We start from the raw sequence: 24,349 nt of genomic DNA, 5'->3' as shown, positions 1-24,349 counted from the left end.
AGCTGGAGGGGAACCCGCGCGATCGGACGGAACTCCGACCTTAAATAGGGAGACGGCCATCATGACGCAAACGACCCAGGACACGGCGCCCGCCGAGGTGCGGGAGGTCGTTGCCCTCTTTTCCACCCGCGCCGGCTTCAACCGGGCGGTCGACGCGGTACTGGCCGCCGGCTTCGACCGTGCCGACCTGTCGGTCCTGGCCAGCCATGCCTCGCTCGATGCGGCAGATCCGAAGGGCAAGCCGCGGGACGAGGCGCTGACCGGTCTGGTGGGCGAACTGAAATACGCCTTTCCCCTGACCACGGCCGGCCTGATCGCCATCGTCGGCGGCCCGATCGAAGCGGCGCTGGCGGCCCTGGTCGCCGCCGGTGTCGGCGGGGCCGCGATCAAGGACTATCTGGACGAATTGACCAGCCACCCGAAGCCCGACGAGTTCACCCGCGCCCTGGAGGCCGGCGGCGTCATCCTGTGGGTGCGCGTCACGACGCCCGAGCAGGAACGGGAAGCCTCGGCCCTGCTCGACCGCGAGGGCGGCGGCAACGTCCATGTGTCGGTGCGCGAGACTTGATACCGGCGCCCCTTCAGGCCCGCCAATAACCCCAGACGGATGCAGGCGGCAGGTTGCGCAGGGTGAAGTCCAGCCTTCGGCCCTGCAGACCCAGCGCCGCCCGGTCCAGGGGTGAATGCGGCATGAAGCTGTAGAGGAGGAAGCGGCCGCCCGGCCGCAGGATGCGGAAGGTCGCGTCCAGAACTTCGCGCTGGAAGGCGAGCGGGAAGGTGATCATCGGGATGCCGATAACAACCGTCCCGACCTTGCCGCAGAGCGATTCGCCGAGCAGGTCGGGCGCCTTGCGGCAGTCGTCGGCGAAGACGGTCACGGCGGGGCAGCGCTGCCGCAGATGGCCGGCGAGGTTCGGGTCGATCTCGAAGCTGAACAGCCGATCCGCCGGGATGCCGGACTCGAGGATCGCGGCGGTGATGGGGCCGGTGCCGCCGCCGAACTCCACCACCACCTCATCCTCGGCGCAGCGGACCTCGCGGGTGATGCGGCGGCGCAGGGACCGGGAAGACGGGACGATGGAGCCCATCGCCCAGGGATCGGCCAGCCAGCGGCGGAAGAACAGCCAGGATTCGGAAAGCGGGGCGGGTGCCGTCTGGGTCATCGGAGCCTCCCTGTGTCGGGACGGCCCGTCGGCGGCCGCCCTGCTACAGCGTTGCTGCCAGAAGTTGGTGACCTGCGTATGACAGGCTGCTCGCCACCAGCGTCAGAAACACCAGCGCCGCCACGGTCAGTCCCAGCCCGACGCCGATGGCGCCGCCGTCGCGTTCGATCAGCCCCAGCGAAATCAGCACCAGCGCGAAGCCCGGCAGCCAGCCGGTCAGCGGCAGCGGGATGATGCAGGTCAGCGTCAGGATGAACAGCAGCAGCCCGAACCAGCGTTCCTGGTCGATGCGGGCGAGACGGTGAAGCCGCGGCTTCAGCATCCGTTCGATCCACAGCAGCCGCGGCATGGCGGCGTCCAGCGTGCGGGCGGCCAGTCCCGTGCCGATGGAGCGGCGCAGCAGCCAGTCCGGCAGTCCCGCCCCGCGCCGTCCGAAGGCGAGCTGGGCGGTGTAGAGCACGATGGGTAGGTCGAACAGGCAGGACACGCCCAGCGGCACCGGCGCGATGGTGGGCAGCGCCAGCGCCAGCAGGATGGTGCCGAGCGACCGGTCGCCCAGTGCCCGGATCAGGTCGCCCAGCGTGACCCGGCCGGCCGGCAGGTTGGCGCGGAAGCGGGCCAGCACGTCGGAGGTGCGTTCCTCCTCCACCTCGGCGCAGGCTGCCGGCAGGGCGATGGCGCCGTCCGACTGCGCGTCGCGTTCCAACGCCTCGCTTTCAAACGCGCCGCTGCCGGCGTCGTCGATGTGGCGGCGGGCGTTCAAACGCCGGCCTCCGCGGCGGCGCTCTCGTAGGCTTCGAGCGCCTCCAGCCAGCATTCCTCGGCGGTCGCCAGCTTCTTCTCCACCGTGCCGAGATCGATCTGCAGCTTCGTCAGCTTGTCCGACGGGCCGGTGTAGAGGGTGGGGTCGGCCATCTTCGCCTCGATCTTGCGCTTTTCCTCGCTCAGCTTGGTCACCAGCGCCTCCGCGTCGGTCGCCTTGCGCTTCAGCGGGGCGAGCGCGGTGCGCGCCTCGGCCGCGGCGCGGCGCTGGTCCTTCTTGTTCGGGCCGGCGTCGCGGTCCAGGCCGCCTTTTGCCACCGCCCGTTCCGCCTTGGCGCGGTCCAGCAGGTAGCGGCGGTAATCGTCCAGGTCGCCGTCATAGGCTTGCACCGTGCCCTCGGCGACCAGCAGCAGCCGATCCACCGTCATCTCGATCAGGTGCGGGTCGTGGCTGATGATGATGACGGCGCCGGGGAAATCGTTGATCGCCTCGATCAATGCCTCGCGGCTGTCGATGTCCAGATGGTTGGTCGGCTCGTCCAGCATCAGGATGTGCGGGACTTCCCGGCTCATCAGAGCAAGAAGAAGGCGGGCCTTCTCGCCGCCCGACAGGCTGGCGATCTTGGTCTCCGCCTTCGCCTGCGGGAAGCCGAAGCGGCCCAGATGGGCGCGGACCTTCTCCTCCAGCGCCAGCGGCATGATGCGCTGGGTCTGCTGGATCGGCGTCAGCGACAGGTCCAGTTCCTCGGCCTGATGCTGCGCGAAATAGCCGATGCGCAGCTTGGACGAGCGCCGCATCTCGCCGGCCATCGGGGCCAAGCGGTTGGCCAGCAGCTTGACCAGCGTCGACTTGCCGTTGCCGTTGGCGCCCAGCAGGCCGATGCGGTCCTCCATGTCGATGCGCAGGTTGACGCGGCGCAGGATGACCTTGTCGCCATAGCCGATGCTGACGCCTTCCAACGCGATCAGCGGCGGCGCCAGCTCGTCCGGCGGCGGGAAGTTGAAGACGACCTCGGGATCGTCCTCCATCAGCGTGATCGACTCCATCCTTTCCAGCAGCTTCAGGCGGCTCTGCGCCTGACGGGCCTTGCTGGCCTTGAAGCGGAAGCGGTCGACGTAGGACATCATGTGCTTGCGGCGCGCCTCCTGCTTGGCGGCCATGGAGGCGAGGCGCTCCTGGTTGGCGCGGCGCTGCGCCAGGAACTGGTCGTAATTGCCGCTGTAGGTGACGAGCTTGCCCTGGTCGATGTGGATCGTCGTGGTGGGCACCGCGTTCAGCAGCTCGCGGTCATGGCTGACCAGCAGGATGGTGTGCGGGTAGTTCTTCAGATAGCCCTCGAGCCAGATGGTGGCTTCGAGGTCGAGGTGGTTGGTCGGCTCGTCCAGCAGCAGCAGGTCGGGGCGGGAGAACAGCACCCCGGCCAGCGCCACGCGCATCCGCCAGCCGCCGGAGAAGTCGGAGCAGGGCCGTTGCTGCGCCTCGGCGTCGAAGCCCAGGCCGGACAGGACCTGCGCCGCGCGCGACGGGGCGGAATGCGCCTCGATGTCGGCGAGGCGGGCATGGATTTCGCCGATGCGCATCGGGTCGGTCGCCGTTTCCGCTTCCGCCAGCAGGGCGGTGCGTTCGGTGTCGGCGGCCAGCACGGCGTCGATCAGCAAGGTCGGGCCGCTGGGGGCCTCCTGCGCCACCATGCCCATCCGCATGCCGGCCGGCAGCGTGACAGCGCCGGCATCGGTCTGCAGCTGGCCCGAGATCAGCTTCAGCAGGGTTGATTTGCCGGTGCCGTTGCGGCCGACCAGCGCAACGCGGTGCCCCTTGGGCACGACCGCGGTCGCGTGGTCGAACAACACTCGGCCGCCGAAGCGGAAGGTCAGGTCATTGATGTGCAGCATAGCGGCGAGGATGTAGCACGGGGACCCGCGGATTTGAAGCGGGCCCCGCCGGTTGGCACGGCTTTGTCCTCAGCGCTCCAGCGTCATTGCCGGCAAGCGGGCCTGGACGCCGTCGCCCTGGACGGCGGCGACCAGCGGGCGCAGCTGGGCCAGCAGCGGTCGCAGTTCCGCCACGGCGGCCAGGGCGCCGACCAGTTCGCCGCGGCCGGACATCAGATCCATCAGCTGGTCGGTGACGGATTTCGGCGGCGGGAAGGGGGTCAGCGTCACCGCGGCATCCGGGGACAGGCCGGCTGCGGTGCGGGCCAGGGTCAGCGCCTGGTCCTGCCCGCCCAGCTCGTCGACGAGGCCGAGTTCGCGCGCCTGCGCGCCGGTCCACACCCGCCCCTTGGCGACGTTGCGCGCCTGCTCCGGCGACATGCGGCGGGATTCGGCAACGCGCTGCAGGAAGTTGGCATAGGTGTCGTCGATGATGGCGTTCAGCCGCTCCGTCCCGCTATCGTCGAAGGGACGCACGGGCGACCACAGGCCGGCGTTGCGGGCGCCCTGCACGCGGTCCCAATGGACGCCCAGCTTGTCGGACAGGCCGCCGACGCCGAACTTGCCGGCGACGACGCCGATGGAGCCGGTGACGGTGGCGGGCGAGGCGACGATGCGGTCGGCCGCCAGCGCGATCCAATAGCCGCCCGACGCGGCGGCGTCGCCCATGCTGGCGATCACCGGCTTGCCGTTCTGGCGCGCCTTGACCAGCGCCCGCCGGATCGCCTCCGACGCCGAGACGGAACCGCCACCGCTGTCGATGCGGAACAGGATGGCGCGCACCTCCGGATCGTCGGCCGCCTCCTCGATGGCTTCGACGATGGTCTCCGACCCGGCCGCGACCTCGCCCAGCGCCGGCTTCTCGCTCTTGCCGCCGGTGATGGTGCCGACGGCGTGGATCAGGGCGATGGTCGGGCCGGCGTCGTGGGGACCGCCGGCCACCGACAGGTAATCGAACGGCTCCACCAGCTCCGCCCCGGCGCCGGCACGCTTCAGCGCCGCCTCGCGCGCCTCGTCGGCATAGCCGAGCCGGTCGACCAGCTTCTGGTCCAGTGCCTCGCGGCTCAGCAGCGGGGCATTGTCCATGGCGGTCCGCACCGCGGCGGGGGCGAGGCGCCGGCTGGTGGCGATGCCTTCGACCAGCTGCTTGGTGAGGTCGGCGACCAGCGCCTCCATCATCTCGCGGTTGGCCGGGGTCATGCCGGACTTGGTGAAGGTGTCGGCGAAGCTCTTGTATTCCTCGCGCTGGGCGAATTGCGGCTGCACGCCCAGCTGCTCGAAGGCATCGCGGGCGAAGGGCAGTTCCGCCGACAGGCCGGTGATGCCCAGCGTGCCCAGCGGCTGCAGCCACACCTCGTCGAAGGCGCTGGCCAGCAGGTAGGAGCGATTGCCCGGCCCGCCCCCGCCATACTCCTCCGCGAAGGCGACGGCGAAGCGGCCCGAAGCGCGGAAGCGCTCGATGGCTGCCCGCAGCTCCTGCGTCTGGGCAAATCCGATGCTGTCGTCGCTGAAGCGGGCCAGCACGCCCTTCACCTTGGGGTCGCGCCCGCCGCCGTCCAGCGCGTCGAGCACCTCGCGCAGGGTCGTCTGGTGCTCGAAGAAGCTGCCGATCTTGCCGCTTTCGCTTTCGGCCAGCGGCTTGGTCAGGTCGAGTTCCAGCACCACCGCGTTGGGCAGGGCGGGTTCGTGGCGGACGGCCACCACCACCACCGCCACCGCCCCAGCCACCAGCAGGAAGCCGATGACGGCGAACAGTCGCACGAAGAAGCGGACGATCCTCATGATTCCAACCCTGTGTGGCCTCGGTGGTGCCGGACGACCGACGCTGAAAATCCAGCCTCAACGGTCCTGGCTGTGGTACTCGCGGTTGGGGATCATGTCCACCGCGGTCGCGAGACGGTTGGACATGTTGTAGAAGCCGGCCGTATCGGCAATGTCGAAGATGTCCTCCGCGCTGAATCCGACGGCGCGCAGGGCCTCGCGGTCCGTCTCGCCCACCGACATCGGTTCCTTCGTCAGCTTCCAGGCGAAGTCGAGCATGGCGCGCTGGCGCGGTTCCAGCGGGGCGACGCGATAGTTCGCGACCAGCATCTCGCCCAGCTCAGGGTCGCCCGACAGCTTGCGCACCGCCTGTCCATGGGCGACGAGGCAGTAATAGCAGTGGTTGGCCGAAGACACGACGACCGCGATCATCTCGCGTTCCAGTTTGCTGAGCCCGCTCTCGCCCAGCATCAGCTCGTTGTAGACCATGGCGAAGTTGCGCAGCTTCTTCGGCCGCAGGCTGTAGGCCCGGAGCACATTTGGAACGAAGCCCAGCTTTTCCACGCATTTGTCGAACAGCACCTGCATGTCGGGGTCGAGGTCCGGCTTTTCCGGCAGGGGCAGGGCCATGACGTGATCGGGCTGCGGCATCGGGCGAATCCTCTCGTTGTTGGTTGGTGCGTCTGTTTGCCCGGCGGAGGGTAACCGCGGCAGCGGCTCCTGTCTCGTGTGGCCTGAATCCGGCGGGTTGTCCCGTGCGCTTGTCTCTCGCCAAAGCGGCGTGGCTGTGCAAGAAGAAGGGGTACTGAATGCGGGGATATGGCCCGCTTTACCAATCAGATGGCGCCAAGCAGATGGCGATGACCCAGCCGAAGCTCGATCTTCTGTCCGTCCTTGTGGTGGAGGACAGCGGCTTCATCCGCGCGGTCCTGACCGCCACCCTGCGCACCATCGGCATCGGCCGGGTGGAGGGGGTGGCGAGCGGCGCCGACGCCATCCGCTGGCTGGAGGAGCGGCGCGCCGCCCTGCCGCCGGGGACCGCCCCGGTCGACCTGATCCTGTCCGATCTGGTGATGCCCGAGGTCAACGGGCTGATGCTGCTGCGCTGGATCCGCTACAGCCCGAAGAGCCCCGACAAGTTCCTGCCGGTCCTGATGCTGTCGGGCGCCGCCGACCGCCAGTATGTGGAACAGGCCCGCGATCTCGGCGCCACCGACTTCATCGCCAAGCCCTTTTCGGCGCACACCATCGCCAGCCGGCTGCTGTTCGCCATCGCCCGGCCGCGCCGTTTCGTCCTGGCGAAGGGCTATTTCGGCCCCGACCGCCGCCGCGCCGACAAGCCCGTCGCCATGGACTGCCGGGCCACCGCGCCGTCGGAAATCCTGGTGGTGCACAGCGCGTCCAAGGCCCGCGGGATCGACCGTTTCCCGGTGATCTATTTCGACCTGCCCAACCGGCTGGGTGCCAAGGTCGGCCTCGCCCCGCGCGACCCGGTTCCCACCCTGCCGCCGGAGGTGCTTGCCGCGGCCGAGGAGGAAATCCTGAACCGGGCCGGCGACTATGCCGTCTGGATCGGCGCGGAGGTGGAGGAGATGGGCCGCCGCGTTGATCGCCTGCCGCGCGAACCGGACGCCGTGTCCGGCCTGCTGGCCCAGGTCAACCGCTCCGCCCACGAGATGCGCGGGCAGGGTGGCATCTTCGGCTATCCGCTGATCACCCACATCGCCAAGTCGCTCTACGAGGCCACCCGCGGCGGCCTGGCCACGGTGACCGCCAACGAACACCTGCTGTTCAAGGCCCATGTCGACGCGATCAAGGCGGTGATGACCGGCCGCGTCAGCGGCGACGGCGGCGCGACCGGGCAGCAACTGCTGGCGTCGCTGGAGGTGGCGAAGCGGAAATACGCCAAGGCGACGGAGGTGGGGCGGGTGTGAGGCCGTCCGTCAGCGACGAATTCCGGCTACGGCATCTCACCCCGCCCCATTCCCTCACGCCGTCCGGATCTGCCCGATGAAGTTCGTCACGTCGCTGCGCAGGCTGTCGGCGTTCTGCTTGAGGGCGTCAGCCATCTGCAGCACCTCCTTCGCCATGCTTCCGGCGCGGCCGGCCTCTGTGCTGACCAGGGCGGCGTTGTGGGAGACCTGGTCGGTTCCGTCCGCGGCCTGACGGACGTTGCGGCCAATTTCTGCGGTTGCGGCGTTCTGCTCCTCCACCGCGGCGGCGACGGCGGAGATGTTTTCCTCGATGCGGGTGACGATGGTGCCGATGCCGCCGATGGCCTGGACGGTCTGGCTGGTGGCGGACTGGATTTCGGCGACCTTCGCGGTGATGTCGTCCGTCGCCTTGGCCGTCTGGCTGGCCAGTTGCTTCACCTCGCTCGCCACGACGGCGAAGCCCTTGCCGGCCTCGCCGGCCCGTGCGGCCTCGATGGTGGCGTTGAGGGCGAGAAGGTTGGTCTGGCTGGCGATGTCGGTGATCATCCGCACGATCTCGCCAACCTGCTGCGCGGCATCGCTGAGATCGGCGATCACGCCGGCGGTGTGGCGCACGTCGGTTACCGCGCGTTCCGCCATGTCGGTGGAACCCGCCATCTGGCGCCCGATCTCGGCGATGGAGGCGGTCAGCTCTTCCGTCGCGGCGGCCACGGCCTGGACGTTGCTGGACGCCCCTTCGGACGCGCGGGCGACCGACAGCACGTGATCTTCGGTGTCGGAGGCGATGCGGCTCATCTGCTCGGCATTGCCGCGCAGGCCGGTGGCCGCGCCGGCCAGCCGTTCGGCCACCGATTCGATGTGGCGGTCGAACTCCTCCACCAGCCGTTCCAGCCGCTCCGCCTCGCGCAGGCGCTCCTGCTGCTGCCGCTGCTGTTCGGCGGCCAGCCGGTCGGCCTCGGCGAGGCTGAGGCGGAACTGGTCCAGGCGGCGGGCCATGGCGCCCAGCTCGTCCGCGCGTTCGGCCCCGGCGATGGTCAATTCGCGCTCGCCCGCTTCCATCCGCGCCATGTCCGAGTTCAGGCGGGCGATCGGACGGGTGATGTTGCGGGCGACCAGCACCGCGATCAGCGTCATCATCACCAGCAGCACGGCCACCCCGATGACGACGCCGGTGAGGCGGGTCATCGAATCCCGGACGTCCCGGCTGGCAAGCGCGATCAGGTTGTCGGCCACCCGCATTTCGACGGTGCGCAGCATGTCGATGGTGACGGTGATGGTGTCGAACCACTTGCCGGCATCCACGCCCTGGTTTCCGGCGCCATAGGCGGACGCGACGCCGATGCGGCGCATCCGCTCCACCTCATCAACGACGCCGCCGGTGAAGGTCCTGTCGAAGAAGGCGGCTTCCTCGGCCGTCATCTTGGCCTTCAAGCCGGCCATCAGCGCCTTGTATTCGCCGTTCAGTTCGATGAAGCGTTCATGCGCGTCCGCCGGGAACCGGTCCTTGCGGAAGGCGGCGCCGCCGACCGCCCGCTGCTGGCCCAAGCGTTCCTTCGCCTCCGACAGGGAGACCATGGCGTCGGCGGCGCGCAGCTGGTCGCTGTCGTCGGACATGCTGCGGGCCTGGCCGGCGGCGTCCAGCAGCTTGCGGATCATGACGGTGTAGCTCGCCACCGTTTCCAAGGGCGACTGGGTCATGGCGTTCACGCCGCTGCGCAGGCCGGACAGCTGCGACAATGCGTCGCGGGCGCTGGTGATCGCCGTAGCCACATGGGGATCGCGGATGCGGGCGGCGGCGAATTGCGGCATCAGGTCCACCAGCTTGCCGTCCGATGCGGTCCGCACCGTCTCCATCCGCCGTCGGTCCTCGTCCAGCTTGCCGCTGAGAAACACCGACGACGACCCGCGTTCCTTCTGCAGCTCGTGCACGAGGCTGGTCATGCCGACCGACAGGCGGGTGACGGACGCCAGATCGTCGGCGCGTCGGCTCGCCTGCAACTGGTCCCATACCAGAAGCGAGGATGTCACGACCACGCCCGCCATCGGAATGGACAGGGCGAGCGCCAGCTTCCGCATGACGCGCATATTGCCGAGGAGGCCGTCGGCGGCCTTCAAAAGCGAAACCATCTCACATTTCCAGCAGACGGGACCGTCTGGACTCATTCGGATGCCTCTGCGGTCACCCGACTTTGGTAATATGAAGGCTAATGAGTTAAGGCACAGTTAGGTTTAACCACGACATAGTTGAGGGAATTGATCGGTCACCCTGCCGTGTCGCCTTCCCGGCGCTTGCGCGCCGCCTTCGCGGCCGCTTGCGGCCAAAGCGCCGTGCCTGCCGCGCATCCCGCGAAATTTGCCTCGCTTCCGTCGCGTCAGGGCGGTAGAACGTCAGTCCCGGTCCGCAGGTCTCTTGGGTTCGTGGCGTGACCGGAGCGGTCTTCCGGAGCGTCCATGTCGAACAACGAATTCCATCGCATCAAGCGCCTGCCGCCCTACGTCTTCGCCGAAGTGAACGCGATGAAGGCGCGAGCTAGGGCCAACGGCGCCGACATCATCGACCTCGGCATGGGCAATCCCGACCAGGCGACCCCGCAGCACATCGTCGACAAGCTGGTCGAGGCCGTGCGCGATCCGAAGACGCACCGCTATTCGAACTCCCGCGGCATCCCCGGCCTGCGCAAGGCCCATGCCGCCTATTACAAGCGCCGCTTCAACGTCGACATCGACCCCGAGACCGAGTGCATCGTCACCATCGGCTCGAAGGAAGGGCTGGCGAACCTCGCCCAGGCGATCACCAGCCCGGGCGACATCATCCTGGTGCCGAACCCCAGCTATCCGATCCACCCGTTCGGCTTCATCCTGGCCGGCGCCTCGGTGCGCCACCTGCCGGTGGGCATGGAGAACGGGGCGTCGACCGATATCGACAGCTTCATGATCATGCTGGAGCGCGCCGTGCGCCACAGCGTGCCGAAGCCGCTGGCGCTCGTGCTGAACTACCCGTCGAACCCGACGGCCGAGGTGGTCGGGCTCGACTTCTACCGCCCGATCGTGGAGTTCTGCCGCAAGCACGGCATCTACATCCTGTCCGATCTGGCCTATGCCGAGATCTTCTTCGACAACGACCCGCCGCCCTCGATCCTGGAGATCCCGGAAGCGCGCGAGATCGCGGTCGAGTTCACCTCGATGTCGAAGACCTATTCGATGGCCGGCTGGCGCATCGGCTTCGCGACCGGCAACAAGACGCTGATCACCGCGCTGGCCCGCATCAAGTCGTATCTCGACTACGGCGCCTTCACGCCGATCCAGGTCGCCGCCGCCGCCGCGCTGAACGGTCCGCAGGACTGCGTGCAGCAGGTCCGCGACATGTACAAGCAGCGCCGCGAGGTGATGATCGAGGGGCTGGCCGCCGCTGGCTGGGAGGTTCCCAGCCCGAAGGCGTCGATGTTCGCCTGGGCGCCGATCCCGCCGCAGTTCGCCCATCTGGGCTCGCTGGAATTCTCCAAGCTGCTGCTGCAGCAGGCGGAGGTCGCGGTGGCGCCCGGCATCGGCTTCGGCGAATACGGCGATGGCCATGTCCGTCTGGCGATGGTGGAGAACGTCCACCGCATCCGTCAGGCGACCCGCAACATCAAGGAGTTCTTCCGCTCCAACGCCGGCGGCGTTGCGGCGAGCAAGGACCCGGTGGCCCGTGCCGCCCTTTTGGAATCCGAGAAAGCGAAAGCCTGATGCCGAACGCCCAGCAAGCCCCCCTGAAAATCGCCGTCGCCGGCCTTGGTACGGTCGGCGCCGGTGTCCTGAAGCTGCTGGACACGCAAGGTTCGCTGATCGAACAGCGCTGCGGCCGCCGGATCGAGGTGGTCGCGGTCAGCGCGCGGTCCAAGGGCAAGGATCGCGGCGTCGACCTGTCGCGGGTCCAGTGGTTCGACGATCCCGTCGTCATGGCCGCTCAATCCGGTGCCGATCTGGTGGTTGAGCTGATCGGCGGCTCGGAAGGTCCGGCGCGCGACACCGTCGCCACGGCGCTGGAGACCGGGAAGCACGTCGTCACCGCCAACAAGGCGCTGCTGGCCGTCCATGGCACCGAGATCGCCCGGAAGGCCGAATCCAACGGCCTGACCGTCGCTTTCGAGGCGGCGGTGGCCGGCGGCATCCCGATCATCAAGGGGCTGCGCGAAGGTCTTGCCGCCAACGGCGTGTCTGAAATCCACGGCATCCTGAACGGCACCTGCAACTACATCCTGACGGAGATGCGGACCACCGGCCGCGACTTCGCCGATGTGCTGGCCGATGCCCAGGCTCTCGGCTATGCCGAGGCCGATCCCAGCTTCGACATCGACGGCGTCGATGCCGCGCACAAGCTGGCGATCCTGGCCTCAGTCGCCTTCGGCACTCCGGTCGACTTCTCCTCCGTCTACATCGAAGGCATCCGGCAGGTCTCGGCGGTCGATTTCGACTATGCCGACCAGCTGGGCTTCCGCATCAAGCTGCTGGGCATCGCACGTCGCACCGATGCGGGCGTCGAGCAGCGCGTCCATCCCTGCATGGTGCCGAAGACCGCGCCGATCGCTTCGGTGGACGGCGTCTTCAACGCGGTGGTGGCCCAGGCGGACTTCGCCGACCGGGTGCTGTTCGTCGGCCGCGGGGCCGGTGCCGGGCCGACCGCGTCGGCGGTGGTCGCCGACCTGATCGACATCGCCCGCGGGCGGTCTACGCCCACCTTCGGCGTTCCGGCCGATCGGCTGGGCGCGGCAACCCCCTCGCCGATGGAAGCGCGCCGCGGGTCGTACTACGTCCGCCTGATGGTGGTGGACCGCCCCGGTGTGATAGCGGATATCGCAGCGGCGATGCGCGACCAGAACGTCTCCATGGAGCAGTTCCTGCAGCGCGGCCGCTCGCCGGGCGAAGGCGTTCCGGTGGTCCTCACCACCCATGACACCGACGAGGCGGCCATGCAGCGCGCGCTTGCGACCATCGCGGCCAGCGACAACGTGCTGGAGCCGCCGCGGATGATCCGGATCGAGCAGTTCTGATCGGGACCGTTTCCCAGAATAACCAAACACAGCCTTATACGACCGAAGAGTCGGGGGGAGCACACGATGTCTACGCCGTCTACGCATGTCGACCTGTCCCACATGGACCGCAACCTCGCGCTGGAGGCCGTCCGCGTGACCGAGGCCGCCGCCCTGTCGGCCTCGCTGCTGATGGGTCGCGGCGACGAGAAGCTGGCCGACCAGGCCGCGGTCGACGCCATGCGCCAGGCGCTCAACACGCTCTACATCGACGGCACCGTCGTGATCGGCGAGGGTGAGCGCGACGAGGCCCCGATGCTGTACATCGGCGAGAAGGTCGGTGCCGGCATCGGTTCCGGTCCGAAGGTCGACATCGCGCTCGACCCGCTGGAAGGCACCACCATCTGCGCCACCGGTGGCCCGAACTCGCTGGCCGTGATCGCCATGGCGGAGGAGGGCGGCTTCCTGAACGCCCCCGACGTCTACATGGACAAGATCGCCGTCGGCGCCGGGCTGCCGGACAACATCGTCGACCTGGACGAGACGCCGGCCAATAACCTGAAGGCTCTGGCCAAGGCCAAGGGCACCGAGATCGAGGAGCTGCTGGTCTGCATCCTGAACCGTCCGCGCCATGCCGAGCTGATCGCCCGCGTCCGTGAAGCCGGCGCCCGCATCATGCTGATCAACGACGGCGACGTGTCGGGCGTCATCGCCACCAGCCAGGCCGGCACCGGCGTCGACATGTATGTCGGCTCCGGCGGTGCGCCGGAAGGCGTGCTGGCCGCCGCGGCCCTGCGTTGCATCGGCGGTCAGTTCCAGGGCCGTCTGCTGTTCCGCAACGACGACGAGCGCGCCCGCGCCGCCAAGTGGGGCGTCACCGACCTGGACAAGAAGTACAGCCTGCACGAGCTGGCGCGCGGCAACGTCATGTTCGCCGCCACCGGCGTGACCGACGGCGCCATGCTGAAGGGTGTCCGCCGGGTTCCGGGCGGCGCCTACACCCATTCGGTCATCATGCGCTCCAAGTCGGGCACGGTCCGCTACATCGAGGCGCACCACAACCTGTCGCGCAAGCCGGCCGTCAAGTAAGCCTGACAGCACCAGGGCTTTGTTTTTGAAGACGCGCGGGGGAAAACCTCCGCGCGTTTTTTCGTGCCCGCTTTGATCTGGCTCCATTTGCCTACGAAGGTTCTATCGAATTCGCGCAGGTCTGCCGCCGCCGCGCCGCAGAGGCCCTGCCATTGATTTCGCGGATGCAAAAGGCAAAATAGGCTCATGTAATCGAGCGCCAAGCGCAGGAGATCATCATGGCCTACTCTTCGATGCAATCTACGTCCGGTGAATTGTTTGCGGCCGGAACAAAGGGAAGCACTGTCTTTCAACGTGTCGTTCATTGGGTTCGCGAACGGATTGAACTTCGCCGCGCGGAAAGTGAGCTGAACCATATGTCCGACGCCGAACTGTCCGACATCGGTCTGACCCGGGGCGAGATTCACAACGCGGTTCGCCGCGGCTTTTGATAGCCGGATTATCGAAGGGTTTGCCCAAAGCGTCTGGCGCCCGGCGGCCCATCCGAGTCCCGAATGCGGAAAGCCCCGGAAAGTTCCCGGGGCTTTCGCATATGCACATGCATTAACCTTTTCTTCATCGACCCTGCCCATGCGGCACATATGCCTGGGAGGGGTTGCGCGCTGCAGCACAGTTATGGTTAATGCAGTTTAACATTAACCCCGGTTCTGTTCTAAAATGGAAACGGGGCGCCTTCGGGAACCCCAATCCTCCGTGAGAGCCGTGGTCGCATGAGTCTCATACATCGCCTTCAGTCGTTGGAAGCGGAGCGCGACGCCGCCCGGGAGGAAGCCGAGCGCGCCAACCTTGCCAAGGCGAAGTTCCTCGCCGCCGCCAGCCACGATCTCCGCCAACCCCTTCAAGCCCTGTTCTTCCTGTCCGCGGCCCTGGCCCGCCATGTCGGCGATCACAATGGGCGCGACCTGCTGTCCCGGCTCGACCAGGGGCTGGACACCATGAAGGGGCTGCTGGACGGCCTGCTGGAGGTTTCCCGGCTGGAGGCCGGGGTGGTCACGCCGGTGCTGGATACGTTTGCCGCCAGCGAGATCACCGACGCGCTCGATTCCGCCTATGCCGAGCAGGCCACCGCCAAGGGGCTGGTCTGGCGGGTGGAGGGCTGCGAGGCCGTTCTGCGGACCGACCGCGGGCTGCTGATGCAGCTGCTGCGCAATCTGGTCGACAACGCCCTGCGCTATACCGAGGCCGGCGCCATCCGCATCCGCTGCCGGGTCGATGGCGAGAGGCTGGCCATCGAGGTGCAGGACACCGGAATCGGCATTCCGCCCGAACATCTCGACCGCATCTTCGAGGAGTTCCATCAGGTCGGCAATCCGGAACGCGACCGGCTGCGCGGCCTCGGGCTGGGGCTTGCCATCGTGCGGCGGCTGTCGCAACTGCTCGACCATCCGGTTCAGGTGCGCTCGGTGCAGGGACAGGGCTCCGCCTTCCGGGTGCTGGTGCCGCTGGCTCCCGCCCGCCTCATCCCCACCCGCGCGGGTGGGGTGGACCGCCGGCCGGTGATCGACCGGCCACGGCTGGCGGTGTTGGTGGACGACGATGCGGTGGTGCTGCTGGGTCTGCAGACGGTGCTGACCGAATGGGGGTTCCGCGTGGTCGCGGCTGACGGCCCCGACCGGGCGATGGACCGGCTGGAGGCTCTGGACCGGGCGCCGGACATCGTCATCGCCGATTACCGGCTGCGCGAGGGGCGCGTCGGCACGGAAGTGATCCGCCGCGTGCGCGAACGCTATGGGGAGGAGATCCCCGCCATGATCCTGACCGGCGAGACGGGCATCGATACACTGGCCGACGTCTCCGCCCATGGTGTGGCCGTGCTGCACAAGCCGGTGACCCCGCGCCAGCTGCAGGCCGAGGTAGACAGGCTGCTTCGGATCAAGCGCGTCGACGGCGTCGCCCAAGTCGCCCAGTGACGGGGTCGCCCGGTAACCGGAGCGTCCCGCAAGCGCAGAGGCGTTCCTGCCGTCCCGCCATGAGTTGACCTCAGATCAGCGCACCTTGGCGCGCATCATCCTCCGCCCCATCGGCGGGGGCTTCTTCGTTTCCGCCGTGTCCATTCAGCGCGACGCGCCCGGCTTCGGTCAGGCGGCAGACCAGCCAGTCCGGCTTCAGCGGATTGTCGAACCAGCGTTCCGCCCAGCCGCCCTTCAGGCACGCCTCGACCGTCGCCTTCTTCACGCGCTGCCCCCGCTCGTCGAACAGCGGCAGCTTGCCGCCCGGCTGGTCCAGACCGCGGCGCAGCCAAGCCCCCTGGACGTCTGACGGGGCGCCGCGGGACGGGGAACGGCGGGGCTTGGCCATGGACGGGCGACTCTTGCGAAAGCTGGATGGGACAGGGGGGTGCCGGCCCTGGCGGGGGCTGTGGCAAAGTGGGGGCATCCTACGCGAAAGCTCATCGCAGGTGCATCGAAAAGGAGGAGCCCTTCCATGCTTGAGACCGGGACCGACCCGCTGGTCTTCGCCTACATCACCGCCGGCTCCAAGGAGGAAGCGCTCCGCATCGGCCGCACCCTGGTGGAGGAGCGTCTGGCCGCCTGCGTTAACATTCTGGACGGCATGACCTCCATCTATCGATGGAACGACGCCATCGAACAAGCGGAGGAGGCGGTGCTGATCGCCAAGACCCGATCCTCGCTGTTCGACCGGCTCACCGCCCGCGTGCGCGACCTGCACAGCTACGACACGCCTTGCGTGGTGGAGCTTGCGGTCGGGCGCGGCAATCCCGCCTATCTGGACTGGCTGCGGGCGGAGACGGCCTGACCGGCCGGGAGGCAGAAGGGGCGCGCAACCGGCACATGCCGAAACAGGATCTTGACGTCGATCAAGGTCGCGCGCTGCAGTTGACGGTACCGGTCACGCGAATTGACCGCTCCTTCGGGCGAGCGCGATAGCCGACGCCGACCGGCGCGTCGCCGGATACCTTATCAAGGACATCGAGACCATGGACGATTGCTCCGCACACGGCCCCACCCCCCTGTCGCTGGACGAGGCGGTCGCGCGCGTCGCGCAGGGATATGGCGCCGTGACAGGGACGGAGGAAGTGCCGCTGCGCCAGGCGCTCGGCCGCGTGCTGGCGGAGGAGGTGGTGGCTCCGGTCAATGTGCCGCCGGCGGACGTGTCCGCCATGGACGGCTGGGCCTATGCCGCCGATGCCGGGGAGGGGTTCCGGCGCCTCGACATCGTGGGGCGGGTGCCGGCGGGCTCCAAGTTCGAGGGCACCGTCGGGCCGGGGCAGGCGGTGCGCATCTTCACCGGCGCGCCGGTCCCGGCCGGCGTCGACACCGTGGCGATGCAGGAGGATTGCCGGACCGACGGCGACGCCGTTCTGGTCCCGGCCTCGCTGAAGCGGGGCTCCAATATCCGTTCTGCTGGAGAGGACATGACGGCCGGCGCCGTCGTTCTGCACCCCGGCCAGCGGATGCGGGCACAGGAGGTTGGGCTCGCCGCCGCGGTCGGCCGTTCCAGCCTGACGGTGCGCAAGCGGCTGACGGTGGTGCTGTTCTCCACCGGCGATGAACTGCGGGAGCCGGGGGCGCCGAAGCCCGACCATGCCATCTATGACGCCAACCGCTACACGCTGGCCGCACAGCTCGATGCGCTGGGGGTGGAGGTGCGCGACCTCGGCATCCTGCCCGACCGGCCGGATGCGACCCGCGCCGCGCTGGCCGAGGCCGCCGGCACCGCCGACCTGATCGTCACCAGCGGCGGCGTGTCGGTGGGCGAGGAGGACCATGTCAAGGCGGCGGTGAACGCACTGGGCTCCATTGACCTGTGGACGCTGGCGATCAAGCCGGGCAAGCCGCTGGCGTTGGGCCGTGTCGGCGACACGCCCTTCCTGGGGCTGCCCGGCAATCCGGTGTCGGCGATGGTCACCTTCCTGCTGGTCGGCCGGCCGCTGGTTCTGCGCCTTTCGGGGGCATCCAGCATCGCCACGCCGCGCAGTCTGGTGGTCGCCGACTTCACCTTCACCAAGAAGCCCGGCCGCCGCGAGTTCCTGCGCGCCCGGCTGGAGCGTGGCGAGGACGGCCGTCCGGTCGCCGTGAAGTTCCCCAGCGACAGCTCCGGCGTGCTGACCTCCATGGTGGAGGCCGACGGGCTGGTCGACATGCCGGCGGAGGCCACCGCGGTGCGGCCGGGCGATCTGGTGGACTTCCTGCCCTTCACCGGCCTGTTCGCGTGACGCTGGAGCAACTGCGCATCTTCGCCACCGTGGCGGAGATGCTGCACTTCACCCGCGCCGCGGAGGTGCTGCACCTGTCGCAGCCGGCGGTCAGCGCCGCCATCGCCGCGCTGGAGGCGGAGCATGGCCTGCGCCTGTTCGACCGCATCGGCCGGCGGGTGGAACTGACCGCCGCCGGTCAGCTGCTGCACGGTCAGGCCCGCGCCATCCTGGCGAAGGTGGAAGAGGCCGGCACCATGCTGGCCGAGCTGTCGGGCCTGTCGCGCGGCGCATTGCGGCTGGCGGCCAGCCAGACGGTCGGCAACCACTGGCTGCCGCCGCGCCTGTTGCGCTTCGCCGAGGCCTATCCGGGCATCCGCGTGGACCTGTCCATCGGCAACACCGAACAGGTCGCGGAGGCCGTGCGCGACGGCCGCGCCGAACTGGGCATTGCCGAGGGGGCGGTGACCGATTCGGCGCTGGTCAGCGAACCGATCGAGGGCGACCGCCTGCGGCTGGTGGTGGGCGGCACGCACCCCTGGGCCGGCGTTCGCAGGGTGGGGCGGGAGGGGATGGCCGCCGGACGCTGGATCCTGCGCGAACCCGGCTCCGGCACCCGCGCGCTATTCGAGGCGGCGATGCGCGGTGCGGGGGTGGAGCCGGACGGGCTGGATGTCGCGATGACGCTGCCGGGTGGCGGGGTGATCCGGTCGGCGCTGTTGGCCGGCGTGGGCGCGAGCGTGCTGTCCGACCTGATCGTCGCGGAGGATCTGGCAACCGGACGGATCGTGGCGCTGGAGGGGCTGGATCTGCCGGCCCGGCCCTTCCACCTGCTGCGCCACCGCGACCGCTACCGCAGCATCGCCGAGCGGGCGTTCGTGCGCTTGGCGGTGGAGGATATTCCCTCTCCCCCCCGGGGAGAGGGTTAGGGTGAGGGGGACGCGTAGCGGCCCTTTCCCGAGAATCCAACCTGTGCATCCCCCTCACCCCGACCCTCTCCCCAGGGGGGAGAGGGAGAGTCCAGCAAGCTATCGGGAAGTGGCATCGGCGCTTCGGCTTATCGCCATAGCCCGATTATCGGCGCTATAACCGGGCATTCCCGCTTCCGGTTGTAAGGCGACATGATGGTACGGCTGCTGACGCTGCTCTGGGTCCTTGTGGTGATGGCCTTCCTAGGCACTCCGGTCCGCGCCGACTACACGCCTCCGGGGGCGCTGTCCGATGCCACCGCCTATGCCAACGGGCTGCTGCTGAAATCGCCGCCGCAGCCGAAGCCTCAGGTGATCGCCGACCTGCTGAAGCAGGCGCGCGCCGCCCGCGACCGCAAGGACATGGCCGGCGCCATCCAGGCCTATGAGAAGACCATCACCCAGGGCGGCGGATCGCCTTCGGTCTGGCTGGAGCTGAGTGCCGCCTGGATGGCAGCATCCCCGCCCAACAAGGACCGCGCGCTGCAGAGCGCCGTCATGGCCACCCAGTTCAACCCGAAGGACGAGGAGCGCGTCGCCATCCTCTGGCGCATCGCCACGCTGATGGACGAGGCATTCGGCAAGCCGGACGAGGCGGTGAAGGCGCTGAAGGCCATCCGCGAACTGGCGCCGAAGCTGGAAGCGGCCACCCTCGACACCCAGGCGCCGAAGCTGGAAGAGCGGCTCGTCGCCATGCGCCGCAAGGCCGGACTGGCGATGACCGGCGTCACCGTCAACGCCGAGGGCACCAGCCCGCGCGTCTGCTTCCAGTTCTCCGACCGGCTGAGCGGCAAGCAGGGCGTGCGCTTCGACGATTACGTCCGGGTGGAACCGCCGACCAAGACCGCGCTCGAAGCGCGGGAGAACAGCCTGTGCCTGCGCGGCGTCACCCACGGCAACGGCTACACCGTCACCCTGCGCCAGGGCCTGCCCGGCGAGGACGGCGTGGCGCTGAAGGCCGACGAGACCCAGCGCGTGCGCGTGCCCGACCGGCCGTCGATGGCCGCGTTCGGCGGCTCCGCCTACATCCTGCCGCGCAAGGGCGCCGACGGCATTCCGGTGGTCAGCGTCAACACCGATCGGCTGGACGTGTCGGTCTACCGCATCGCCGACCGCGCGCTGGTCTCCAACAAATATGACGCCGCCCTGTTCAGCGAGCTGACCGGCTATGCCGCCGACCGGCTGGCCCAGGAGAATGGCGAACTGGTGTGGACCGGCACGTTGGACGTGAAGGGGGAGCGCAACCGCGACGTCACCGCCGCCATTCCGTTCCGGCAGGCGGTGGGCGACGATCCGAAGGCCGGCCTCTATGTCGTCACCGCCCGTCCACATGACACGGAGGATAGCGACCGCTGGGACGCGCTGGCGACCCAGTGGGTGCTGCTGTCCGACATCGGCCTGACCAGCTTCCGCGGGGCCGACGGGCTGACCGTCTTCGCCCGCTCCTTCGGCTCGGCCAAGCCGCTGCCGGGGGTGGATGTGGCGCTGGTCGCCCGCAACAACTCCGAACTGGCCCGCGCCAAGACCGACGAGTTCGGCCGCGCCCGCTTCGCGCCCGGCCTGCTGAAGACCGGCGGCAACGCGCCCGAAATGGTGATGGCCTATCTTGGCACCGACTTCGCCATGCAGGACCTGACCGGCGCCGCCTTCGACCTCAGCGACCGCGGAGTCGGCGGGCGTCCGGCGCCGGGGCCGATGGACGCCTTCGTCTATGCGGACCGCGGCGTCTACCGCCAGGGCGAGACGGTGAACCTGTCGATCCTGCTGCGCGACGACAAGACCGAGGCGGTCGACAACTTCCCGCTGACCGTGAAGGTCATGCGCCCCAGCGGCACGGAATATTACAGCGGCGCCCTGAAGGGCAGGGAGGCCGGCGGCTTCTTCCTGCCGCTGAGCCTGACCCGCACCGCGCCGCTCGGCGGCTGGGAGGTGCTGGTCTACAGCGACCCGAAGGGTGAGCCGATCGGTCGCGGCGAGTTCCAGGTCGAGGACTTCGTGCCGATCAAGCTGGCGCTCGACCTGACCGCCAGCGCGCCGATCCTGGTGCCGGGCCAGCCCTTCGAGGTGACGGCGCAGGGCCGCTTCCTCTACGGCCCGCCGGCCGCCGGGCTGGACGGCACCGCCGAGGTGGCGCTGAAGCCCGACCCGATGCCCTATCCGACCTTCAAGGATTATCGCTTCGGCCGTGTGCAGGACAATCCGACCGAGCGGCTCGACCCGCTGGAGTTCCCGACCACCGACGATCAGGGAGTGTCGCGCGTCGAGGTGACGCTGCCGGAGGTGCCCGACACCAGCAAGCCGCTGCGCGCCGACATTCGCGTCACCCTGTCCGAGCCGGGCGGGCGCCCGGTGCACAAGTCGGTGAGCGTGCCGGTGCGGCCGAAGACCCATGCGCTGGGCCTGCGCCCGCGCTTCTCCGATGGCCGTATCGGCGAGGGGGCGGAGGCCGCCTTCGATCTCGTCGCCGTGGCGCCGGACGGCAGCGCCATCGCCAAGCCCGGCATCAAGTGGGAACTGGTGGAGGAGCGCGTCTCCTTCGTCTGGTTCCGCCGCGATGGCCGCTACAGCTACAACGCCACCGTGCGCGACGTGCCGCTGGCGTCCGGCACCGTCGATGTCGCCGCCGACAAGCCGGCACAGGTGGCGCTCGGCAAGCGCGACTTCGGCCGCTACCGGCTGGAGGTGACGGACAAGGCGGCGGGCGTCGCCAGTTCCTACCGCTTCTATTCCGGCTGGGCGAGCGGCGACGAGACCGCCGACATCCCAGACAAGCTGGAGGTCTCCACCGACAAGCAGTCCTACAAGCCGGGTGAGACCGCCCGCATCCGCGTGGCACCGCCCTTCGCCGGCGAACTGCTGGTGACGGTGGCGACCGATCGCATCTTCGACGTGCGCACCATTTCGGTTCCGGCCGAGGGTGCCACGGTGGAGATCCCGGTCGATGCCGCCTGGGGTCCCGGCGCCTATGTCACCGCCACCGCCTACCGTCCGCCGGTCAAGGGCCGGGAGCGCCAACCGGTGCGCGCCATGGGCGTTGCCTGGGTCGGCGTCGATCCGTCGGTGCGCACGCTGGCCGTCACGCTGGACGCGCCGCAGGTGCTGCGTCCGCGCAGCCGGCTGGAGGTCGGCGTGAAGGTCGCTGCCGCTGATGGCGGGTCGATGGAGGACACCTATGTCACGCTGGCCGCGGTGGACGAGGGCATCCTTCGCCTGACCGACTTCGCCAGCCCGCAGCCGGAGAAGCATTATTTCGGCAAGCGCCGGCTGGGCTTGGACATCCGTGACGATTACGGCCGGCTGATCGATCCGCTCGACGGTCCCTACGGCGCCATGCGCCAGGGCGGCGATTCCAGCGGTGCCGGGCTGCCGGTGGTGCCCTTCACCGTGGTCTCGCTGTTCCAGGGGCCGGTGAAGGTCGGGGCCGACGGCACCGCCCGCATCGGCTTCGACGTGCCGGACTTCAACGGCGAGCTTCGCGTCATGGCGGTGGCCTACAGCCGTGGCCGGGTCGGTTCCGCCGCCGGGCCGGTGACGGTGCGCGATCCGCTGGTCGCTGATGCCATCCTGCCGCGCTTCCTCGCTCCCGGCGACGACAGCCGGGTGACGCTGTCGCTTCACAATGTGGAGGCGGCGGCCGGCACCTATGAGGTGGCGGTCACCGCGCAGGATGCGGTGTCGGTGGAGGGCGGCAGCCTGTCGGTTCCGCTGGCGAAGGGCGAGCGCAAGACGCTGGTCGTGCCGCTGAAGGGCGTCGCCGCCGGCATCGGCCATGTCGCCGTGGCGGTGAAAGGGCCGGAGAATCTGGCGCTGAGCCACGAGTACGGCATCACCGTGCGCCCGGCCCGCGCGGTCGAGACGCAGTTCGTCACCCGCCAGATCGCGCCGGGCGAAAGCGTCCGCTTCGACGGGGCGGAACTGGCAACCTATCTGCCGGGGACGACCAACTGGTCGGCCAGCTTCACCACCGCGCCGCCCTTCGATGTCGGCGGCATCCTGCGGGCGCTCGACCGCTATCCCTTCGGCTGCCTGGAACAGACGGTCAGCCGTGCCCTGCCGCTGCTGGTGGTGCGCGACGTCGAGCTGGCGCTGGGCAAGGACCGCAAGCCGGACGATGGGCTGGAGGCCCGCGTCCAGCAGGCGATCTCCCGCACGATGGACAAGCAGCGCTTCGACGGCGCCTTCGGCCTGTGGGGCGCCCATGACGAGGCCGACGGCTGGCTGACCGCCTATGCCACCGAGTTCCTGGTGCGCGCCAAGCAGAAGGGCGAGGCGGTACCGGACAAGCCGCTGACCGATGCTCTGACTTGGCTGCGCCAGCGCGCCATCGCCAGCGCGACGGAACCGGCGGATCTGACGGTGCGCGCCTATGCCCTGCACACGCTGGCGCTGGCCGGCGTGTCGCTGCCGGGGCCGGCGCGCTACCTGCACGACACGGGGCTGGAGAAGCTGCCGACGCCGCTCGCCAAGGGGCAGCTGGGGGCGGCCCTGGCCCGCATGGGCGACCAGGAGCGGGCGGCCAGCGCCTTCGACAGCGCCGTTGGCCATCTGGCGCGTGAGGAATGGCACGTCGATTACGGCTCCACCGTCCGCGACGCCGCGGCGCTGGTGGCGCTGATGACCGAGGTCAACATGTCCGGCAACCGCATCCCGGCGCTGATCGACCGGCTTCCGGCCTCAGCCACCGCCGCCAACCGCACCAACACGCAGGAAAAGGCATGGTCGGTGCTGGCGGCCGACGCTCTGCTGCGCGGTTCGCCGGCCAAGGTGGAGGTCACGCTTGGCGGCACGCGGCGCGACGGGTCGCGGGTCGATTTGACCCCGACCTTGGCCCAGCTGAAGGCCGGCATCCCGGTTGCCAACGCCGGCAAGGCGGCGGTCTGGCAGGCGGTGTCGCTGTCCGGCGTGCCGGTGGCGCCGCAGCCGGCGGCGCGCGAAGGGCTGCGCATCAAGCGCAACTTCTTCACCCGCAAGGGCGAGGTGCTGAACCTCGACACCATCAAGCAGAACGACGTCTTCGTCGTTGTGCTGGAGGGCGAGGCGAACACCAAGCTGTTCCACCAGGGCATGGTGACCCATGCGCTGCCCGCCGGCTGGGAGATCGAGAACGCCAAGCTCGGCGGCGGCACGCCGGAGGAGATGCAGTGGCTGGGCGACCTCAGCTACACCCGCACGACCGAGGCGCGCGACGACCGCTATGTCGCCGCGGTGGACCTGACGGAGGATCAGCAGACCTTCAAGCTGGCCTTCATCGTCCGCGCCATCACCCCCGGCACCTATGAACTGCCGGGCGCGACGGTGGAGGACATGTACAAGCCGCGCTTCTTCGCCCGCCAGAACACTGGGCGGATCACGGTCCGTCCGGCGGAGTGACGATTGGCGCGGAGGTGGTTCCGGTTGTTGCGCTTGAAAGCAGACAAGCGCCCCGCTGTCTCGGATGCCCTTCTCCCCTTGCGGGAGAAGGGTTGGGATGAGGGGGGCGGTCGGCCTCAAGGCCGGTGGAAGTTTGGATTTGCGACCCCTCACCCCAACCCCTCTCCCGCAAGGGGAGAGAGGCTTTATCGCCTGTGCAGATTAA

Annotated in this window: 18 protein-coding genes; 11 read left to right on the top strand and 7 right to left on the bottom strand. The window is 69.0% G+C overall.

Annotated features, from left to right (window positions below):
• Window positions 1–61 precede the first annotated feature (61 nt).
• Window positions 62–568, top strand: a complete 507-nt coding sequence (locus ACWPKK_RS06685) for a hypothetical protein (RefSeq protein WP_452002083.1) — start codon at window positions 62–64, stop codon at window positions 566–568.
• Window positions 569–581: 13 nt separating this feature from the next.
• Here ACWPKK_RS06685 and ACWPKK_RS06680 read toward each other — a convergent pair whose 3' ends face one another.
• The 5 genes from ACWPKK_RS06680 to ACWPKK_RS06660 form a co-directional block, all read right to left on the bottom strand.
• A complete protein-coding gene (locus tag ACWPKK_RS06680) occupies window positions 582–1,163 on the bottom strand; it encodes a class I SAM-dependent methyltransferase (RefSeq protein ID WP_452002081.1) in 582 nt (193 codons plus the stop codon).
• A gap of 43 nt (window positions 1,164–1,206) precedes the next feature.
• On the bottom strand, window positions 1,207–1,926 hold the full coding sequence (locus ACWPKK_RS06675) for an exopolysaccharide biosynthesis protein (protein ID WP_452002078.1): 720 nt from the start codon (window positions 1,924–1,926) through the stop codon (window positions 1,207–1,209).
• Complete coding sequence (locus ACWPKK_RS06670) at window positions 1,923–3,818, bottom strand: ABC-F family ATP-binding cassette domain-containing protein (RefSeq protein ID WP_452002076.1); 1,896 nt, start codon at window positions 3,816–3,818, stop codon at window positions 1,923–1,925. Before ACWPKK_RS06670 ends, ACWPKK_RS06675 begins: the two co-directional genes overlap by 4 nt.
• Before the next feature lie 69 nt (window positions 3,819–3,887).
• Complete coding sequence (sppA, locus tag ACWPKK_RS06665) at window positions 3,888–5,639, bottom strand: signal peptide peptidase SppA (protein ID WP_452002074.1); 1,752 nt, start codon at window positions 5,637–5,639, stop codon at window positions 3,888–3,890.
• 57 nt (window positions 5,640–5,696) lie between these two features.
• Complete coding sequence (locus ACWPKK_RS06660) at window positions 5,697–6,269, bottom strand: peroxidase-related enzyme (RefSeq protein WP_452002072.1); 573 nt, start codon at window positions 6,267–6,269, stop codon at window positions 5,697–5,699.
• A gap of 209 nt (window positions 6,270–6,478) precedes the next feature.
• Here ACWPKK_RS06660 and ACWPKK_RS06655 point away from each other — a divergent pair, with 209 nt between their 5' ends.
• Window positions 6,479–7,552, top strand: a complete 1,074-nt coding sequence (locus ACWPKK_RS06655; RefSeq protein ID WP_452002070.1) for a response regulator — start codon at window positions 6,479–6,481, stop codon at window positions 7,550–7,552.
• 54 nt (window positions 7,553–7,606) lie between these two features.
• Here the strand turns inward: ACWPKK_RS06655 and ACWPKK_RS06650 are convergent, their stop codons facing one another.
• Window positions 7,607–9,679 (bottom strand): methyl-accepting chemotaxis protein, encoded by a 2,073-nt coding sequence (locus tag ACWPKK_RS06650; protein ID WP_452002068.1) that lies wholly within the window; start codon window positions 9,677–9,679, stop codon window positions 7,607–7,609.
• 324 nt (window positions 9,680–10,003) lie between these two features.
• On the opposite strand from ACWPKK_RS06650, the gene ACWPKK_RS06645 reads away from it, so the two are divergent.
• From ACWPKK_RS06645 to ACWPKK_RS06625, 5 genes are all read left to right on the top strand, one after another.
• Window positions 10,004–11,278: an LL-diaminopimelate aminotransferase gene (locus ACWPKK_RS06645; protein ID WP_452002065.1), complete on the top strand. Its 1,275-nt coding sequence runs from the start codon at window positions 10,004–10,006 to the stop codon at window positions 11,276–11,278.
• On the top strand, window positions 11,278–12,582 hold the full coding sequence (locus tag ACWPKK_RS06640) for a homoserine dehydrogenase (protein WP_324871969.1): 1,305 nt from the start codon (window positions 11,278–11,280) through the stop codon (window positions 12,580–12,582). Before ACWPKK_RS06645 ends, ACWPKK_RS06640 begins: the two co-directional genes overlap by 1 nt.
• A gap of 66 nt (window positions 12,583–12,648) precedes the next feature.
• A complete protein-coding gene (gene glpX, locus ACWPKK_RS06635; RefSeq protein ID WP_310113416.1) occupies window positions 12,649–13,650 on the top strand; it encodes a class II fructose-bisphosphatase in 1,002 nt (333 codons plus the stop codon).
• 218 nt (window positions 13,651–13,868) lie between these two features.
• On the top strand, window positions 13,869–14,081 hold the full coding sequence (locus ACWPKK_RS06630; protein ID WP_452002062.1) for a DUF1127 domain-containing protein: 213 nt from the start codon (window positions 13,869–13,871) through the stop codon (window positions 14,079–14,081).
• A 279-nt stretch (window positions 14,082–14,360) separates the two neighbouring features.
• Window positions 14,361–15,560: an ATP-binding protein gene (locus ACWPKK_RS06625; protein WP_452002059.1), complete on the top strand. Its 1,200-nt coding sequence runs from the start codon at window positions 14,361–14,363 to the stop codon at window positions 15,558–15,560.
• A 70-nt stretch (window positions 15,561–15,630) separates the two neighbouring features.
• Here the strand turns inward: ACWPKK_RS06625 and ACWPKK_RS06620 are convergent, their stop codons facing one another.
• Window positions 15,631–15,948: a hypothetical protein gene (locus tag ACWPKK_RS06620; RefSeq protein ID WP_452002056.1), complete on the bottom strand. Its 318-nt coding sequence runs from the start codon at window positions 15,946–15,948 to the stop codon at window positions 15,631–15,633.
• Between the two features lie 126 nt (window positions 15,949–16,074).
• Between ACWPKK_RS06620 and cutA the strand changes: the two genes are divergently transcribed.
• From cutA to ACWPKK_RS06600, 4 genes are all read left to right on the top strand, one after another.
• Window positions 16,075–16,407 carry a divalent-cation tolerance protein CutA gene (cutA, locus tag ACWPKK_RS06615; RefSeq protein WP_452002053.1) on the top strand — a complete coding sequence of 111 codons (333 nt, stop codon included), beginning with the start codon at window positions 16,075–16,077 and terminating at the stop codon, window positions 16,405–16,407.
• A 181-nt stretch (window positions 16,408–16,588) separates the two neighbouring features.
• Window positions 16,589–17,827, top strand: a complete 1,239-nt coding sequence (locus ACWPKK_RS06610) for a molybdopterin molybdotransferase MoeA (protein ID WP_452002050.1) — start codon at window positions 16,589–16,591, stop codon at window positions 17,825–17,827.
• Window positions 17,824–18,735, top strand: coding sequence for a LysR substrate-binding domain-containing protein (locus ACWPKK_RS06605; RefSeq protein ID WP_452002047.1), 912 nt, complete (start codon window positions 17,824–17,826; stop codon window positions 18,733–18,735). Before ACWPKK_RS06610 ends, ACWPKK_RS06605 begins: the two co-directional genes overlap by 4 nt.
• A gap of 192 nt (window positions 18,736–18,927) precedes the next feature.
• Window positions 18,928–24,144, top strand: a complete 5,217-nt coding sequence (locus ACWPKK_RS06600) for an MG2 domain-containing protein (protein ID WP_452002045.1) — start codon at window positions 18,928–18,930, stop codon at window positions 24,142–24,144.
• The last annotated feature ends 205 nt before the right edge of the window (window positions 24,145–24,349 follow it).

The sequence above is a fragment of the Azospirillum largimobile genome (genome assembly GCF_977007025.2).
Note: the sequence above shows the minus strand (reverse complement) of the source record. Positions and strands in the feature narration are given on the sequence as shown.